Source organism: Variovorax sp. LjRoot84 (assembly GCF_964254305.1).
In the GTDB taxonomy this organism is placed as follows: domain Bacteria; phylum Pseudomonadota; class Gammaproteobacteria; order Burkholderiales; family Burkholderiaceae_C; genus Variovorax.
Map to the genome: position 1 here is coordinate 1 of NZ_CAXUTE020000003.1, position 17747 is coordinate 17747.

Annotated in this window: 16 protein-coding genes; 3 read left to right on the forward strand and 13 right to left on the reverse strand. The window is 66.8% G+C overall.

What is annotated here, in order from left to right; translation table 11 throughout:
- From ACSQ9I_RS38305 to ACSQ9I_RS38340, 8 genes are all read right to left on the reverse strand, one after another.
- Positions 1-1131, reverse strand: coding sequence for an acyl-CoA dehydrogenase family protein (locus tag ACSQ9I_RS38305; RefSeq protein ID WP_436317130.1), 1131 nt, complete (start codon positions 1129-1131; stop codon positions 1-3).
- A gap of 114 nt (positions 1132-1245) precedes the next feature.
- Positions 1246-2283: a phosphotransferase family protein gene (locus tag ACSQ9I_RS38310; protein ID WP_436317131.1), complete on the reverse strand. Its 1038-nt coding sequence runs from the start codon at positions 2281-2283 to the stop codon at positions 1246-1248.
- Between the two features lies 1 nt (position 2284).
- A complete protein-coding gene (locus ACSQ9I_RS38315) occupies positions 2285-3088 on the reverse strand; it encodes an enoyl-CoA hydratase-related protein (RefSeq protein WP_436317132.1) in 804 nt (267 codons plus the stop codon).
- 179 nt (positions 3089-3267) lie between these two features.
- Positions 3268-4260, reverse strand: coding sequence for a branched-chain amino acid ABC transporter permease (locus ACSQ9I_RS38320; protein WP_436317133.1), 993 nt, complete (start codon positions 4258-4260; stop codon positions 3268-3270).
- 40 nt (positions 4261-4300) lie between these two features.
- Positions 4301-5173: a branched-chain amino acid ABC transporter permease gene (locus tag ACSQ9I_RS38325; RefSeq protein WP_436317134.1), complete on the reverse strand. Its 873-nt coding sequence runs from the start codon at positions 5171-5173 to the stop codon at positions 4301-4303.
- Between the two features lie 13 nt (positions 5174-5186).
- On the reverse strand, positions 5187-5906 hold the full coding sequence (locus ACSQ9I_RS38330; RefSeq protein WP_436317135.1) for an ABC transporter ATP-binding protein: 720 nt from the start codon (positions 5904-5906) through the stop codon (positions 5187-5189).
- Entirely contained in the window at positions 5903-6718 is an 816-nt protein-coding gene (locus ACSQ9I_RS38335) for an ABC transporter ATP-binding protein (RefSeq protein ID WP_436317136.1), read from the reverse strand. The genes ACSQ9I_RS38330 and ACSQ9I_RS38335 overlap by 4 nt, the downstream gene beginning before the upstream one ends.
- Positions 6719-6833: 115 nt before the next feature.
- Complete coding sequence (locus ACSQ9I_RS38340; RefSeq protein ID WP_436317137.1) at positions 6834-8012, reverse strand: acetyl-CoA C-acetyltransferase; 1179 nt, start codon at positions 8010-8012, stop codon at positions 6834-6836.
- Positions 8013-8200: 188 nt separating this feature from the next.
- Between ACSQ9I_RS38340 and ACSQ9I_RS38345 the strand changes: the two genes are divergently transcribed.
- A complete protein-coding gene (locus tag ACSQ9I_RS38345) occupies positions 8201-9409 on the forward strand; it encodes an ABC transporter substrate-binding protein (RefSeq protein WP_436317138.1) in 1209 nt (402 codons plus the stop codon).
- Between the two features lie 19 nt (positions 9410-9428).
- On the forward strand, positions 9429-10997 hold the full coding sequence (locus ACSQ9I_RS38350) for an AMP-binding protein (protein WP_436317139.1): 1569 nt from the start codon (positions 9429-9431) through the stop codon (positions 10995-10997).
- Positions 10998-11038: 41 nt separating this feature from the next.
- Here ACSQ9I_RS38350 and ACSQ9I_RS38355 read toward each other — a convergent pair whose 3' ends face one another.
- The 4 genes from ACSQ9I_RS38355 to ACSQ9I_RS38370 all read right to left on the reverse strand — a co-directional run bounded on the left by ACSQ9I_RS38355 (position 11039) and on the right by ACSQ9I_RS38370 (position 15546).
- Entirely contained in the window at positions 11039-12196 is a 1158-nt protein-coding gene (locus tag ACSQ9I_RS38355) for an acyl-CoA dehydrogenase family protein (RefSeq protein ID WP_436317140.1), read from the reverse strand.
- A gap of 199 nt (positions 12197-12395) precedes the next feature.
- Complete coding sequence (locus tag ACSQ9I_RS38360) at positions 12396-13451, reverse strand: phosphotransferase family protein (RefSeq protein ID WP_436317141.1); 1056 nt, start codon at positions 13449-13451, stop codon at positions 12396-12398.
- On the reverse strand, positions 13448-14740 hold the full coding sequence (locus ACSQ9I_RS38365; protein WP_436317142.1) for an acyl-CoA dehydrogenase family protein: 1293 nt from the start codon (positions 14738-14740) through the stop codon (positions 13448-13450). Before ACSQ9I_RS38365 ends, ACSQ9I_RS38360 begins: the two co-directional genes overlap by 4 nt.
- A 26-nt stretch (positions 14741-14766) precedes the next feature.
- Positions 14767-15546, reverse strand: a complete 780-nt coding sequence (locus ACSQ9I_RS38370) for an SDR family NAD(P)-dependent oxidoreductase (protein ID WP_436317143.1) — start codon at positions 15544-15546, stop codon at positions 14767-14769.
- Between the two features lie 136 nt (positions 15547-15682).
- Between ACSQ9I_RS38370 and ACSQ9I_RS38375 the strand changes: the two genes are divergently transcribed.
- Positions 15683-16372, forward strand: coding sequence for a TetR/AcrR family transcriptional regulator (locus ACSQ9I_RS38375; protein WP_436317144.1), 690 nt, complete (start codon positions 15683-15685; stop codon positions 16370-16372).
- Between the two features lie 111 nt (positions 16373-16483).
- Here ACSQ9I_RS38375 and ACSQ9I_RS38380 read toward each other — a convergent pair whose 3' ends face one another.
- Positions 16484-17728, reverse strand: a complete 1245-nt coding sequence (locus ACSQ9I_RS38380) for an ABC transporter substrate-binding protein (protein ID WP_436317145.1) — start codon at positions 17726-17728, stop codon at positions 16484-16486.
- Positions 17729-17747 lie beyond the last annotated feature (19 nt).

The window sequence follows — 17747 nt, forward strand, 5'->3', positions numbered from 1 at the left end:
TCAGGCCAGCGCGCGCTTGATCAGGAGCTTCTGGATGTCCGACGTGCCTTCGTAGATCTGGCACACGCGCACGTCGCGGTAGATGCGTTCCAGCGGGAAGTCGTTGACATAGCCGTAGCCTCCGAGCGTCTGGATCGCCGCGCTGCACACCTTCTCTGCCATCTCGCTCGCGAAGAGCTTGGCCATCGCCGCCTCCTTGAGGCAGGGCCGGCCCGCGTCGCGCAGGCTCGCCGCATGCCAGATCAACTGGCGCGCGGCTTCGAGCTGGGTCGCGCATTCCGCGAGCCGGAAGCCCACGGCCTGCTGCTCGAAGATCGCGCCGCCGAAGGCCTGGCGTTCCTTGGCGTAGGCCAGCGCCACCTCGAAGGCGCTGCGCGCCATGCCCACGCTCTGCGCGGCGATGCCGATGCGGCCGCCTTCCAGCGCGCCGAGCGCGATCTTGTAGCCCTCGCCCTCCTGGCCGATCAGGTTCTCGGCCGGGATGCGGCAGGCATCGAAATTGATCTGCGCGGTGTCGCTCGAATGCTGGCCCAGCTTGTCCTCCAGCCGCGCGACCGTGTAGCCCGGCGCGTCGGTGGGCACGACGAAGGCGCTCATGCCGCGCTTGCCCGCGCCCTTGTCGGTGACGGCGATCACGATCGCGACCTGGCCGTTCTTGCCGCTGGTGATGAACTGCTTGACGCCGTCGATCACCCAGCCGTCCGCGTCCTTGCGCGCCGTGGTGCGCAGCGACGAGGCATCGCTGCCGGCCTGCGGCTCGGTCAGGCAGAAGGCGCCGAGCATCTGCCCCTGCGCCAGTGGCTGCAGCCACTTCTTCTTTTGCTGCGCATTGCCGTAGCGCATGAGGATCGCGTTGACCGGGCAGTTGGTGACGCTGATCGCGGTGCTGGTGCCGCCGTCGCCGGCCGCGATTTCTTCCAGCACCAACGCGAGCGTGAGGTAGTCCAACCCCGCACCGCCGTCTTCCTCGGGCACGCAGATGCCGTAGGCGCCCAACGCGGCTAGGCCCTGGTGCGCCTCTATCGGAAAGTGGTGTTCCTTGTCCCAGCGCGCGGCATGGGGCGCGAGTTCCTGCTGCGCGAAGGCGCGCACGGCATCGCGAATGGCTTCCTGGTCGAGGGTCAGCAGCATGCTCTTGTCTCTCGTTTTGATATCGAATCAGTAGCCACTTGCACCCGTACAGCGGGCGGCACAAGCCGACTAGGCTAGAAACGCCACTGGTTGTTGAGGCGTTGATGACGCACCTTAGGCGATCAGCGCCGCCGCTCGTCGCGCGAACCCCGCGCCCTGCGCGCCGACTTTCACCGCATCTTTCGCCGCCGCGCTGCCGCTATTGGCGCGAGCCGCGATGCCTTCGAGGATCACGGCGAAGCGGAACAGCGAAAACGCCAAGTGGAAGTTCGTCACCGGCTCGGCGCAGCCGCCGGCCTGCTGGTAGTGGGCCACGTACTCGGCCTGTGTCGGGATGCCTTCGGCCGCGAGGTCTATGCCCTGCATGCCCTCGAACTCGTCGGCACCGGTGTGCCAGGCCATGCAGTTGTAGGCCACGTCAGCGAGCGGGTGGCCCTGTGTTGACAGCTCCCAGTCGAGCACGGCGATCACGCGCGGCTCGGTGGGGTGGAACATCAGATTGCCGAAACGGAAGTCACCGTGCGCAATGGTGGTCTGGTCGCTCGGCGGAATGTTCGCGGGCAGCCACGCGATGAGGCGGTCGATGTTCGCGTCTTCGCGGGTGCGCGACGCCTCCCACTGCCGGATCCAGCGCGCGATCTGGCGCCGGAAGAAGTTGCCAGGACTGCCGTAGTCGCCCAGGCCGACGGCCGCCGGGTCCACGGCATGCAGGCGCGCCAGGGTCTCGGCCATCGCGAAGTAGTAGGCGCGGCGCTCGGCGGGCGCGACGCCGGGTAGCGCGTAGTTCGGCATGACACGGCCTTCGAGCTTTTCCATCACGTAGAAGGGTGTGCCCACCACGGCGCGGTCGTCGCAGTACAGCACGGTGCGCGGCACGGGCACATCGGTGCCGGCCAGTGCGCGCAGCACGCGGTACTCGCGGTCCACGGCGTGGGCCGAGGGCAGCAGCTCGCCGGGTGGCTGCTTGCGCAGCACGAGTGCGCGGTTGTCGAAGTCGACGAAGAAGGTCGGGTTCGACTGTCCGCCGCCGATGCGCGCCAGGCGCATCGGCCCGTCGAGGCCGGGCAGCGCCCGCTGCAGGTGGAGCTGAAGGCAATCTGAATCGAACTCGATACCCGACGGCCGCGCAGAGGTAGATGCGAGTTTGCTCATGTCAGCGGAACACGGGCTCACGTTTTTCCAGGAAGGCCTTGACGCCTTCGGCGAATTCGGGGCGATCGATCAGCTCGCGTTGGCGCTCCGCCTCGTGATGCAACTGCCCGAGCAGCGATTGGCTGGCGGCCGACTCGTACACCGACCGGATCTCGCGCGCCGCGTACGCGGGCAGACGCGCGAGCCGCTGCGCGACCGCTACGGCCTGGGCACGCAGTTCAGCATCGTCCACACACGCCCACACGAGGCCCCATTGCGCGGCCTGCTCGCCGGACAGGCGATCGCCGAGCAGCGACAGGCCGACCGCACGCGACCGGCCCACAAGGCGCTCAAGAAACCAGGTGGTTCCGAGGTCAGGCACGACGCCCAGGCGCGGCATGAAGGGCAGGTAAAAGTACGCAGAGCGCGCAGCCAGCACCACGTCTGCCGCCAGCGCCACCCCCACGCCCGCACCCGCAGCGGGGCCGTTGATGGCGCTCACCACCAGGAAGGGCATGCTGCGCAGATCCTCGATGAGGCGATTGGAAATCGACTCCATCGCGTCCGCCGTGCGCTGGCCCAGGCTGCCGGGCGCGCTGGCGTCCATGCTGCTGAGGTCGGCGCCCACGCAGAAGGAATTGCCGACGCCGGTCAGCACCACGGCGCGCACTTCGCCTTCGTCGCGCAGTTGCGCGAGCCGCTCGCGCAGGGCCTGCTGCAGCGACTGGGTGAGCGGATTGAGGCGCTTGGGAATGTTGAAGCTGAGCATGGCGACGTCGCCATCGCGCTCATACAGAAGGGGGGCCTGGTCGTCAGGCTGGATCATGGCGGAGGGCTCCAAAAAGGGGATAGATGAATGGACTCACTTCGTGTTCAGTTGCGGCTGGCCGGATGGAGATCCGCCGTGCTGTAGCACGCGGACAGATCAAGGCATAGGCGTCCAACTCAGTTGCCGCACGGAGCCTTGTCACGAGGGCAGCATCGCGCGCTCCCGCCAGCACCACTTCAGCGCACGCCGCCAAAGCGTGTCTGAAGTTTGCGAAGCAACCCGACCACGCCGCCGGGCATCGCGAACATGAAGGCGATCAGCACCACGCCGTACACCGCCCACGGCGCGGCCTTGGAGACCTTCTCGGCCAGCGAGGGCACGAACATGATGAAGATTGCGCCGAAGATCGCGCCGTACAGCGTGCCCACGCCGCCCACCACGATGCCCACCAGCAGCGAGATCGAGAGGAACAGCGTGAACGAATCGGGCGCCACGAACTGCACGGCGATGGCCGACAGCGCGCCGCCCACGCCGGTGTACGCGGCCGAGACGCCGAAGGTCATGGCCTTGTAGTGGCTGTTGTCCACGCCCATCGCCTCCGAGGCCATGGCGTGGTCGCGGATGGCGCGCATGGCCCGGCCGCTGCCGCTTTGCAGCAGGTTGTGGGCAATGAAGAACATCACGACCGCGACGAACAACGAGAACAGGTAGAGCCACTGGTCTTCGTTGAGCGGCAGGCCGAAAGGCGCGGCGGGCTTCATGAGCACGATGCCCTGCACGCCGCCGGTCCAGGCTTCGAGGTGCTTGTACTTGAGCAGCTGCGGCATCGCCACGCCAAGCGCGAAGGTGGCCAGCGCGAGGTACAGCCCTTCCAGCTTGAGCGCAGGCCGCCCGAACAGGTAGCCCACGATCAGGCACACCACGGCCGCCGCCGGCACCGTGAGCCAGTACGGCGCGCCCGCGTGCTCCATGAGAATGCCAGTGGTGTAGGCGCCAATGGCATAGAAGGCGCCGTGGCCCAGCGAGATCTGCCCGTTGTAGCCCGTGAGGATGTTCAGGCCCAGCAGCGCGATCGCATACGAGATCACCATGGTCGCCTGGAACAGCTGGTAGCCGCGCGCCGCGAAGGTGATGCCGATGGCCAGCAGGATCAGCAGGCCGACCCACATCAGCGGGGAGCGCCAGGCCTTGGCGCTTCGTGTGTCGGCTGACCCGGCGAGAGGTGCCATGGCGGTCGGCAAGGAGGAGGCGTGAGGAGCGTTCATGCGATCAGACCCGGGTGACGAGTTTGCGGCCCATGAGGCCAGAGGGCTTGACGATGAGCACGCCGACGATCAGCACCAGCGCCACCGACAGCTTGAGTTCGGTGCCCACCACGTAGGTGCCGATGAGGTTTTCGAGCACGCCGACGATGAAGCCGCCGAGCACCGCACCCACGGGGCTGTCGATGCCGCCGATGAGCGCGCCCGCAAAGGCGTAGAGCAGCACGCCGGTCATCATGTGCGGGTCGAGAAAGACCACGGGCGCGACCATCATCCCGGCCACCGCGCCGATGGCGCCGGCCAAGCCCCAGCCCAGCATCAGCATGCGCCCTACGTTGATGCCCACCAGCCGCGACGAGGCCGCGTTCTGCGCGGCAGCGCGCATCGCCAGGCCCAGCGGCGTGAAGCGGAAGAAGCCGAACAGCAGCAGCACCACCAGCAGCGTGATGCCGATGGCACCCATTTCGTGCGCCGACATCATGGCGCTGCCGAACCAGGCGTCCGACGGGAACGGGCTCGGGAACTGCTTGATGGTGTAGCCGAAGAGCCAGCCCGCCAGGCTGTGGAAGATCACCAGCAGGCCGATGAACACCACCACCACAGACAGCGCGGGCTTGTCGTGCATGGGCCGGATCACGGTGAACTCCACCACGGCCGCGAGCACGAAGGACAGCACAACGGTCGAGGCGAACGCGACCCAGTACGACAGGCCGGCCTGCATGAGGCTCCAGGCGATGAAGGTCGAGAACATCGCCATCTCGCCCTGGGCGAAGTTGATGTGGTGCGTGGCCTGGTAGATCATCACCAGAGCCAGCGCAACGCTGGCGTAGATGCCGCCGGTGGCCAGGCCCGCCAGCATTTGGTGCAGGAATGCGTCCATGGGTGTGGGACCTCTATTCGCCCAAGTAGGCTTTGCGGACCGCGTCGTTGCGGCGAATCTCGGCGGCGGTGCCCGAGAGCACGATGCGGCCGGTCTCCAGGAGGTAGGCCGAGTCGGCCAGCTCGAGCGCGAGCTTGGCGTTCTGCTCCACCAGGAGAATCGACACGCGCTCTTCCTTGTTGATGCGCCGCATGATCGCGAAGATGTCCTTCACGATGAGCGGCGCGAGCCCGAAAGATGGCTCATCGAGCAGCAGCAGGCGCGGCTTGCCCATGAGCGCGCGGCTGATGGCCAGCATCTGCTGTTCGCCGCCCGACAACGTGCCCGCCTGCTGGGCGCGGCGCTCGCGCAGGCGCGGGAAGTAGTCGAACACGCGGGCCATGTCGGCGTCGATTCCTTCCCTACTCGCGCGGGCGTAGGCGCCCAGGCGCAGGTTCTCCTCGGTCGTGAGGCTCAGGAAGGTGCCGCGCCCGTCGGGCACATGGCCCACGCCGGCCTTGGCGATCTGCTCGGTCGAGCGGCCGTCGATGCGCTGGCCGGCCAGCACGATGCGGCCCTCGGTGCTCACCATCATCTGGCACAGCGCGCGCAGCGTGGTGGTCTTGCCGGCGCCGTTGGCGCCCAGCAGCGCCACGACCTGGCCCGTTGGAATGTCGAGGTCGATGCCCTGGAGCACACGCGTGGGGCCGTAGGCAGCGTGCAGGCCGCGCACTTCAATAATGTTGGTTGTCATGCCATGGCCTCCGCTTCTGCTTCCTCGCCCAGGTAGGCGCGGATCACCTCGGGGTGCGCGCGCACCTCGGCCGGCGTGCCCTCGGCAATCTTCTTGCCGAAGTTCAGCGCCACCACCTTGTCCGACACGCCCATCACCAGGCTCATGTGGTGTTCCACCAGCAGCACCGTCACGTTCAGGCGGTCTCGGATGTCGCGGATCAGCGTGCCCAGGCTTTCGAGTTCTTCGTGGTTGAGGCCGCAGGCTGGCTCGTCGAGCAGCAGCAATTGCGGCTCGGCCGCCAGCGCGCGCGCCAGCTCGACGCGCTTCTGCGTGCCGAAGGGCAGGTCGGCCACCTCGCGCTCGGCCACGGCATCGAGGTCGAGGAAATGGATCAGCTGGTCGGCCCGCGCACGCGCCTGCGACTCGATGACCGCCACACCGGGCAGCCGGAAGGCGTTGCGCAGGAAGCCCGCGTGGTGCTTGCTGTGGCAGCCGACCAGCACGTTGTCGCGCACGGTCATCGTGCGAAACAGCGCAAGGTTCTGGAAGGTGCGCCCAATGCCCAGGCCCGCCATGCGGTGGCGTGGCAGGCGCGTGAGCGGATGGCCGTCGAACTCGATGCGGCCGGCGCTGCATTCGTACAGACGCGAGAGACAGTTGAACAGCGTGCTCTTGCCCGCCCCGTTCGGCCCGATGAGGCCGCAGATCTGGCCCCGCCGCACGTCGAACGAGACGCCGTCGAGCGCCACGATGCCGCCGAAGCGCACCGACACGGCGTCGATGCGCAACAGGGGGATGTTCTCGTCTCCGCGATCGTTGTCATGAATCATGCTTCGATCTCTTTTTTGTCGAGCTGCAATCGGCGACTGCAGCGTTCTTGTTGCCTGAAACACCGTGGAGCCGGCTTTGAAGGCCACACAAGGTGGGGCAAGCCCGAGGGTATGCCTACAGCCGTTCGACGATCGTCACGTTGGCGAGGCCGCCGCCTTCGCACATCGTCTGCAGGCCGTAGCGCTTGCCGCGCTGGCCCAGCGCATTCACCAGCGTAGTCATCAGCTTGGTGCCCGAGGCGCCCAGCGGATGGCCCAGCGCGATGGCGCCGCCGTTCACGTTGATGCGGGCCGGGTCGGCTTCGAGCGTCTTCAGCCAAGCCAGCGGCACGGGCGCAAAGGCTTCGTTGACTTCGTATAGATCGATGTCGTCGATCTTCATGCCGGCCTTCTGGAGCGCGCGCTGCGTGGCGGGCAGTGGAGCCTCGAGCATGATGACGGGGTCGTGGCCCAGCACGCTCATGTGATGGATGCGGGCCAGCGGCTTCACGCCCAGCGTCTTCAGGCCGCGCTCGTTCACGACCATCATGCCGCTGGCGCCGTCGCAGATCTGGCTGGCGGTGGCCGCGGTGCAGCGCCCGCCTTCGGCGATCAGCTTGACGCCGGCGATGCTCTCCAGCGTGGCGTCGTAGCGGATGCCTTCATCGGTAGTGTGCATCTCGCCGGTCTCGGTGCCATCGGCCATGCGCACGGCCACGGGCACGATCTCACGCGCGAAGTGCCCAGCCTTGGTGGCGGCAATGGCGCGGTGGTGGCTTTCGAGCGCGTAGCGGTCGAGCGCGTCTTTCTCGATGCCGTAGTTGCGGGCGATCATCTCGGCGCCCGTGAACTGGCTGAACTGGATGCCGGGGTAGCGCTTTTCCATGCCCGGGCTCACGTAGAAGCCCAGGTTGTTCTTCAACGGCAGCGTGGTGGGCAGGCCCATGGGCACGCGACTCATGCTTTCGACGCCGGCCGCGACCACGATGTCCATGGTGCCCGACATGACGGCCTGGGCCGCGAAATGCAGCGCCTGCTGCGACGAGCCGCACTGGCGATCGACCGAGGTGGCGGGCACCGACTCGGGCAGGCGTGAAGCCATGACCGCGTTGCGTGCGATGTTGTTGGACTGCTCGCCAGCTTGGCCGACGCAACCCATGATCACGTCTTCGATCAGCGCCGGATCGGCGTCGGTGCGTGCAATCAGCGCATCGAGCACCTGGGCAGCCAGGTCGGCGGGATGCCAACCGGCAAGACGGCCGTTGCGGCGGCCGCCGGCGGTACGGGCGACGGCAACGATATAGGCTTCGGGCATTGGGGTTCTCCAGTTTCGAAAGTGAGCAGCAAGGCCATTGTTGGCGCAAGGGGCGCACCCAGCGTCGTCGGAACGGACGATTTTGAGAATCGGCCTTCAGGTGCACGATGGCCGCCTGCACCGCGCACCTTCGCATGCGGCGCAGCAACCCGGCGTATGTCCGGGCCTTCACAAAACCGGAGACAACCTTGATACAACGCTTTGCCATTTCGATCTGCGCCGCCGCGCTCTCGCTCACTACCGCATCCGCCTGGTCGCAGAAGAAGTACGGGCCCGGCGTCACCGACACCGCCGTCCGCATCGGCCAGTCAATTCCCTACAGCGGCCCGCTGTCGTCGTACGGCACGCTGGGCAAGGCGCAGTTGGCCTACTTCCGCATGCTCAACGATCAGGGCGGGATCAACGGCCGAAAAGTCGAACTGATCTCGCTGGACGACGCCTACAGCCCGCCCAAGACCGTCGAGATGACGCGTCGCCTGGTCGAACAGGACGAGGTTCTGGCCATCTACGGCACCATCGGCACACCCACCAACACGGCCATCCACCGTTACCTCAACGCGAAGAAGGTGCCGCAGTTGCTGGCCTCAAGCGGCGGCACGAAGTGGAACGACCCGAAGAACTTCCCGTGGACCATGGCCTGGCTACCAACGTACCACGCCGAGGGCCGGATCTACGCCGAACACATCATCAAAACCAAACCGGATGCCAAGATCGGCGTGCTCTATCAGAACGACGATTTCGGCAAGGACTATCTCAACGGCCTCAAGGAAGGCCTGGGCGCCCGAGCCGCCCAGGTCATCGTCGCCGAGGCTTCCTACGAGACCTCCGACCCCACGGTCGATTCGCAAGTCGTGGCGCTCAAGGCGGCCGGCGCCAACGTGTTCGTGAACCTGGCATCGCCCAAGGCCGCCGCGCTTGCGATCCGCAAGGCGGCCGATATCGGTTGGCAGCCCGTGCAGTACCTCGTGTCCATCTCCTCCTCGGTCAGCCAAGTGCTCAAGCCCAGCGGTGCGAGCGCTGCCAGCGGCATCATGACCGTGCTGTGGCTCAAGGACACCTCCGATACGCAGTGGGCGCAGGACGAGGGCATGAAGTGGTACCTCGACTTCATGAAGCGCTACTACCCGGAAGGCGACCCCAACGACTTGATGGTGGGCGTCGCCGTGTCGTCGGCGCACGTGATGGCGCAGATCCTGAGGCAGTCCGGCGACGACCTCACGCGCGAGAACCTCATGCGCCAAGCGGCCAGCCTGAAGGACGTAAGCCCTCCGCTGCTGCTGCCCGGCATCCGCGTCAACACCAGCCCCACCAACTACGCCATGATCGAATCGATGCAGCTCGCCCGCTACGACGGTGCGCGCTGGACGCGCTTCGGCGAAATCATGGGCCGCCGATGAACCGCCAGCGATGCCAGCCATGAACAACACCCTCCAAAATATCGCCTTGAGCGACGGCCCCAGCATGGGCCACCTGCTCGCCACCGCCATCCAGCGCGGCGGCGACGCCATTGCCTTCATCCATGAAGACCGGCAGATCAGCTACCGCGACTTCGGCCGGATACTCAGCCGACTGGTGCAGGCGCTGCACGCGCGCGGTCTCCGCCAGGGTGACTCGATCGCGACGTTGTCGGCCAACCGGCCCGAGGCCTTCATCGTCACTGCGGCCAGCCACCTGATGGGCATGCGCATTACCTGGATCAGCCCCTTGTCCTCGGAGGAGGACCATGCCTACATTCTGGCCGACGCGGGCGTGAAGGCGCTGTTCGTCGACCCGGTGCCCTTCGGTGAGCGCGCACGGCGGCTGTGCGAACGCACGCCGGGTATCGCGCAGTGCTTCGGGCTCGGACCACTCGACGGCTGCGAGGACATCCTGGCCGCGCTGGCCGCCTACGAACCCGGTCCGCTGGAACCGCGCGCTCGCCCCCAGGACGACTGCGTGGTGGTCTACACCGGCGGCACCACCGGCCGACCCAAGGGTGTGGTGCACAGCCACCTGGTGCAGGTCACGATGTCGATCACTCAGATGGCCGAGTGGGACTGGCCAGCCGAGTTGCGCTTCCTCGCGCTCTCGCCCATCACCCATGCAGCCGGCGCCGTGATCCCCACGGTGCTGATGCGCTCGGGCACCTTCGTGACGACCGCCGGCTTCGACGCCGACCGTTTCATCGACCTGGTCGAGCGCCACCGCATCACCGCGACCTTCCTGGTACCGACCATGATCTACGTGCTGCTCGACCATCCTCGCCTGCCCACGGCGCGGCTCGACAGCCTGGCGCTGATCGTCTACGGCGCCGCTGCGATGCTACCCAGCCGGCTGGTCGAGGCCATGGAACGCTTCGGTCCAATCTTCATGCAGCTCTACGGCCAGTCGGAAGCGCCGATGGCCGTCACCGTGTTGCGCCAGCGCGACCACGACCCCGTGAACCATCCGCAGCGCCTGGCCTCCTGTGGCACGCCCACCTCGGCCGTGCAACTGCGGCTGCTCGACGATGCGGGGCAGGAGGTGCCTGAGGGCGAGGTCGGCGAGATCTGCCTGCGCGGCCCGCTGGTCACGCGCGGCTACCTGGACAATCCCGAGGAGACGGCCGCCGCCTGGCGCCACGGCTGGCTCTACAGCGGCGACCTGGCGCGGCGCGATGCCGATGGCTTTCTCTATATCGTCGACCGCTCGAAGGACATGGTGATCAGCGGCGGCTTCAACGTTTTCCCACGCGAGATCGAAGACGTGCTGAGTCGGCATCCGGCCGTGGCGGGTGCGGCCGTGATCGGCGTGCCCGACGCCAAATGGGGCGAAGCCGTGAAGGCCGTGGTCGTGTGCAAGCCAGGTGCGCAGGTGGAAGCGTCCGAGCTGATTGCGCTGGTGAAGCAGTACAAGGGCGCGGTCTATGCGCCCAAGACCGTGGACTTTGTCGCCTCCCTGCCCGTGACCGGGCTGGGCAAGCTGGACAAGAAAGCGCTGCGCGCGCTCTACCGCGCAGCAGCCTGAAACTGATTCGCCGGCTCGGAGCCGGCGATTTGGGGGTGCGCTTAGAGCCTGGCAATCCGCTTGGCCATGCTCCAACGATGCACTTCCGACGGGCCGTCGTAGATCCGGAAGCCCCGCATGTCGCGGAAGATGCGCGCCGCCACCGTCTCGTCCGAGACGCCGTTCGCGCCGAGGATCTGCACTGAGCGGTCGACCACGCGCCACTCGGCCTCCGAGCACAGCACCTTCGCCACGCTCGACTCGTGCCGGCCCTTGCCGCCCTGGTCGAGCACCCAGGCGCAATGCCAGATCGCGAGGCGCGAGACATGCAGGTCCATCTCGTTGTCGGCCAGCATGAAGCCCACGCCCTCGTGCTCCACGAGCGCGTGGCCGAAGGCCTGGCGGCGGCGCGCGTAGTCGCTCGCGAGCTCGTGCACGCGGCGCGCGGCGCCGAGCCAGCGCATGCAGTGCGTGAGGCGCGCGGGCGCGAGCCGCACCTGCGCATAGCGGAAACCCTCGCCGATCGTGCCCAGCACGTCCTCAGCCGGGACCCGCAGGCCGTCGAAGCGCACTACGCCGTGGCCGCCGGTGAAGCAGCTGTCGAGCGCGTCGATCTGGCGCTCGATCACGATCTCGGGCTGATCCATGTCGGCCAGGAACATGGTCGACGAGCCATCTTCCATGCGCGCCATGATGATCGCGAAGCCCGCGCCGGTGGCGCCTGTGATGAACCACTTGCGCCCGGTAATCACATAGTGGTCGCCGTCGCGCACGGCCGTGGTCTGCATCATCGACGGATCAGAGCCGGCGCCGGGCGGCGGCTCGGTCATGCAGAAGCAGGAGCGCACGTGGCCGTCAATCAGCGGCTGCAGCCAGCGCGCCTTTTGCCCGGGCGTGGCGACCACCTCCATCAGGTGCACGTTGCCTTCGTCGGGTGCGTGAATGTTGAGCGCGGTGGGGCCGAGCGGCGAATAGCCCGCCTCTTCGAACACGATGGCCTTGTCGACGTGCGACAGCCCGAGGCCGCCGTGCGCCACCAATGCGTGGGGAGTGAGCAGGCCATGGCGGCGGGCGCGGGCGACGAGCTCGTCGCGCAGCTCCTCGCTCGGGCCGTGCGACCCCTGGCGCGGGTCGAACTCCAACGGGATCACTTCATCGGCGATGAAGCTACGGGTGCGCTGTTGCAGTTCCAACTGCGCGGGAGATAGGCTGAAATCCATGCGGCTCTCGCTTTCGTTGTCTCTTGTTCGATGAATGGCCAAGTGGGCCGTTTGCGGGGTCACGATGTCGGTGCGCGCATTGCATTCACGGCCACCGGTTCGACCGCTTCAGCACCTTCAGGCACTGCGCGCCATGAGTCCGCCGTCCACCGGGATCGCTGCGGATGCTTGACCGCTTGTTCGCCATCTTTTTTTTCATTTAGCGCGACGTGCGCGCCTCGATCCAAAGCGCCGCTCGCTCAAAGAGCTTGCGTGCCATCGCGTGCAGGCGGTCGCCGGTGGCACGGTCCGCCTTTCCGGCCCAAGCCCGCGCGTGGCTGCCTTCGAGCAGGATCGCGAGCTTGTAGCAGGCCAGCACCGCATACCAATGCACCTGCGACAGGTCGCGCTGCGAGCCCCGCGCGTAGCGCGCGATCAGTTCCTCGGCTTTCGGAAAGCCTTGCCATGGCCTGGGCACGTCGGGTCCGACTGCCTCGCCATCGGTGTCCGGCCAGGTTGCGAGCAACCAGCCCAGGTCCAACAATGGATCGCCCTGCACTGCCAATTCCCAGTCGACGATGGCCGCGAGCTGCGGGCCATCGTTGCGGTACATCACGTTCGCGAGGTGATAGTCGCCGTGCATGAGCCCTGGCACGAAGGCCTGGGGCCGGTGTGCTTCGAGCCAGCGGCCCACAGCATCGACATCGCCCAGCGACGCAGCGCCGGGCCAGCCTTCGAATTCCGCATAACCCTCGAGCTGGGCACGCCAGCGCGGCACCTGTCGCTCAAGGAAGCCGTCGAGCCGGCCCAGGTCCGACAGGCCGATGGTCGAAGGCACGAGCCGGCCCAACGCAGCAGCACCGTCGGCAATGGCCAGGCCCATCGCATGGCGAAGCGCCGGGTCGCGCGCGTGTAGCACCGGCATGCCGGCACAGGCATTGAAGCCCTCGACCGGCTCCATCAGGTAGAAGGCCGCGCCCAGCACCTCGGTGTCGGTGCAGCCCGCGATCAGCCGTGGATGCGGCACCTCGCTGTCGGCCAGTGCACCGAGCACACGGATCTCGCGGCGCATGGTCGCATTACCGTCGGCGCGCGGGTGCAGCGGCGGGCGGCGCAGCACGTAGTCATCGCCACTCCGGCTGAAGCGCAACAGCAGGTTCTGCGTGCCTCCGGCCAGCACCGTCGGCGCGACGATCGCACCCTCGCCCAGGCCCTGCGCGTCCATCCACTGCGCCAGGCGCTGCACGTCGACCAGGGCTTCCCAGCTATGGTTCACACCACACCTTGCAGGTCTTCCAGCGCATCACCGTACAGTGCCAGCGCGCGTTCGCGCGCGCGCGGCAGGTGGTAGTGCGGGAACAACTCGCTCGTAGGCGCGACATCGCGCAGCACCTGGCGTGCCACCGTGACCTTGTGTACTTCGGTCGGCCCGTCGGCCAAACCCAGGAAGAACGAGTTGATCACGCTGGTCACGAAGGGCATCTCGCTGGACACGCCGATCGAGCCGTGCAAATGCAACGCGCGCGACGCAATGTCGTGCAGCAGCTTGGGCATGGCCGCCTTGACTGCGGCAATGTCCTTCTGCACGCGCTTGTAATCCTTGTACTTGTCGATCAGCCACGCGGTACGCAGCACCAGCAGGCGGAATTGCTCGAGCTCGATCCAGCAGTCGGCGATCTTCTCCTGCACCATCTGCTTGTGGGCCAGCGGCTCGCCCTTGGTCTGGCGCGACACGACGCGCTCGCAGACCATCTCGAAGATCATGCGGGCCTCGCCGATGGTTCGCATCGCATGATGGATGCGGCCACCGCCCAGCCGGGTCTGTGCGACCACGAACGCCCGGCCCTCGCCTCCTAGCACATGGTCAGCTGGCACGCGCACGTCGGTGAAGCGCAGATAGGCGTGCGTAGCGACCTTCTCCGAGGCGATGCCCGCGTCGCGCACGATCTCGACGCCGGGCGTGTCAGCCGGCACGATGAACATCGACTGACGCGAGATCAGCGGCGCCTCGGGGTCGGTGACGGCCATCACGATGAAGAAGCTCGCATAGCGCGCGTTGGAGGCGAACCACTTCTCGCCGTTGAGCACCCAGCCCTTGCCGTCGCGCACGCCGCGCGTGGTGAAGACCATTGGATCGGCGCCCCCCTGCGGCTCGGTCATCGCGAAGCACGAGACGATCTCGTTGGCCAGCAGCGGCTCGAGCCACCGCTTCTTCTGCGCAGGCGTGCCGAAGTGCGCGAGGATCTCGCCGTTTCCGGTGTCGGGCGCCTGCGTGCCAAACACCGTGGGCGCGAAGATCGAGCGCCCCAGGATCTCGTTCATCAAGCCGAGCTTGACCTGACCGAAACCCTGCCCGCCCAACTCCGGCCCCAGGTGACAAGCCCAAAGGCCGCGCGCCTTGACCTCCGCCTGCAGCGGCCGCACGAGCCGTACGTTGCGCGGGTTGGCGACGTCATAGGGGCTGCCCAGCACCTCGGCCAACGGCTCGACGCGCATGCGCACGAACTCGTTCATCCAGTCCAGCTGGTGCTGGAAGTCGGGGTCGGTTTCGAAATCCCATGCCATGTGTGTTTCTCCTGTGGTGTTGTGTCTCAGGCGAGCGTGAGCCCGCCATCGACGATGAGGGTCTGACCAGTCATGTAGGCCGACAGCGGCGAGGCGAGGAACAGCGCCGCGCCGGCCATGTCTTGCGGCAGCCCGAAGCGGCCGGCCGGAATGCGCGCGAGCATCGCATCGCGCCGAGCCGGGATGTCGGTCGTGACCTTCGTAAGCTTGGTATCGACCAGCCCCGGCGCGATGCCGTTGACGCGGATGCCCTCGCCCGCCCATGCCTCGCCCAGCGTGCGCGTGAGCCCCACCGCACCAGCCTTGGAAGCAGCGTACGCGGGATTGCCGCGCGTGGAGCGGAAGCCCGCGGTCGAGCTCACGGTGATCAGTGCGCCGCCGGCCGCGCGCAACATCGGGTGGAACTTGAGCGCACACCCCATCAGGCTGCCGAGATTCACGCGCATCACACGGTCGAAGCCCGGCATCTCGAACTCGCCGCGCTTGTAGGCCACGATGCCCTGCGCCAGCACCAGTATGTCGAGCCGATCGAAGGCCGGCGCGTACGCATCGATGGCAGCCTGATCGGCCATATCGAGCTGCACGTAGTGCAGGCCCGCGAGATCGCTTCCCTCCTCGTTTGCATAGTCGGTGGCCGCTGTGCGCGTACCCCAGACATGCACCTGCGCGCCCAGCGCGCGAAAGGCCTGGGCGATGCCATTGCCGATGCCGCTCGAGCCGCCGACGACCAACACGGTCTTGCCGCCGAAGTCGAGAGCGCTCGCGTAGCGCAGCGGCGCCGGAGACGGCAGTGCAGTCGTGGTCATATTGTTGTCTCCAGTTGAATTAAAACAGTGACCTAATTGCTGTAATATAGCCTCGCAGCTCAGCCCGGTCAACGAAGGAGGGCCTCTGACTGCGACCCAGCTGCCACCTAGGCGACAGACGACACCACCACACACCATGCGCGGCCCCGACACACGCACTCACATCAAGCAGATCGCCCTGAAGCTCTTCGCAGCGCGGGGCATCGACAACGTCTCGGTCCGTGACATCCTGGTAGCGGCCAAGCAGAAGAACGGCGGGTCGCTGCACTACCATTTCGGAAGCAAGGAGGCGCTCGTGCTTGAGCTGGTGAGCGACGGCGCGCAGCGCATCGACGCGTGGCGCCTGCAGCAACTCGATGCGCTGGAGGCGCTGGAGACGCCCCCCACGCTTCGCGACATCGTCAAGCTGCTGGCCGACCCGCTGGGACCGCGGTGCACAGCGGACCAGGGCGACGACACCGGCTACATTCCCTTCATGAACTCGTTGCTGGTGCGTCACCACGCGATGTTTCTCGAAGGCGTGGACGGACAGGACGCGGGCTTCAAGCGCTGCGTCGCGCACCTGCGTGCACTGCTGCCCGACATTCCCACCGAGTTGTTCAATCAGCGGCTGCGGCTCATGATGCTTTACCTGTTCACGGCCGTCTCGGCGCGCGAACAGACGGGCGACCGCAGCACCTGGTACCGGCTCTGGGAGCATCCGGCGAGCGAGGAGAACTTCATCGACAGCGTCGAGGGCATGCTGCGCGAGCCGGCCTCGGCGGCCACGCGCGCCGCGATGAAATCGGCCTCGAAGTCAGCGCCGCGCCCGCGCACGGCGCGCTGATTCCGTCTCGTTCGACGACGCGCGCCAGCGTGCCGCACCAACATGGCCCGACGCCTTGCATTCGATCAGGCGACGACGACTGGCCCATGCGCTTCAGAGGCCGCTTTCACCCTACTGACCGCGTATCGGTCCGATCGGTTCGAAGCCCTCGCCGTTGAAGCGGATCAGCTGCATCTGCTTGATGGCGACGTAGTCGTCCGGCGTGGTACGGATGCGCACGCCCGGGTACAGCATGGGCAGCGTGAGATCGAGGTTGGCCGCCTGCTTGAGCACGTTCTCGCGCGTAAGGTTGTCACCGGCGCGGCGCAGCGTGTGCTCGAGCACCTGCGCGATGTAGTAGCCCGTCACGTTGTAAGACTCGTCGGGGTTGGCTGCCGGGTTGTACTTGCGGATCCATGCCTTGTAGTCAGCGACTTCCTTGCTGTCCTTCCACATCGGGTCGGACGGGACGCGGATGTAGGTCGCCGAGTACACGCCCGTGGCGTTGTCCAGCCCCGCAGGCTGCAGCACGGTGTCGACCGAGTTCGCGGTGCTGCTCAGGTAGCGCACAGGCTTCCAGCCCATCTCGGCCGATCGGCGAATCGCCTGCGCCGCGGCTTTGGGGGTGGCGATCAACACCAGCGTATCGGCGCCGGAGGCCTTCAGGGAGACCAGTTGACTATCGATGGTGGGGGCGCTCACCTCGAAACTCGCCTGCGCGGCGATCCGGGCCGCGGCCTTGTCGCCCAGCTTGCCCATGAAGCCTCGCAGGTAGTCCTTGCCCAGGTCGTCGTTCTGGTAGAGCACCGCGATGCGCGCGTTCGGATTCGTCTCGAGAATGTGTTGCGCGTAGATCGCGCCCTCAGTGGTGTAGGTGGGCAGCATGCCCATGGTCCACGGAAAGTTCTTGGGGTCGGCCCAGCGCGACGAGCCGCTGTCGACGAAGAGCTGCGGAATCTTCTTCATGTTGAGGTACTTCTGCACCGCCGCATTGGTCGGCGTGCCCAGCGCGCCGGCGATCAGCAGCACCTCTTCCTGCTCCACCAGCTGGCGCGTCTGCTCTACCGTCTTGGGTGGGCTGTAGGCGTCGTCGAGCGAGATGAACCTGATCTTGCGGCCGTTGATGCCGCCGCCCGCGTTGACCTTGTCGAAGTAGCCCGCCATGGTCTTGCCAATGGTGCCGTAGGCCGAGGCCGGACCCGAGTACGGCATCGTGTTGCCGATGCGAATCTCCGTGTCACTGGCGCCGGCGTCGTATTTCTTCTGGGCCATTGCCGCCGAAGGCCACGCCGAGAGCGCCATCAGGCCCGCAGCGCCCAGCGCCCCCGCGAGCATTGAGCGCCGGCGCCGTATCACCACATTGTCAGTTCGGCTCATTTCTTGTCTCCGAAAAAGC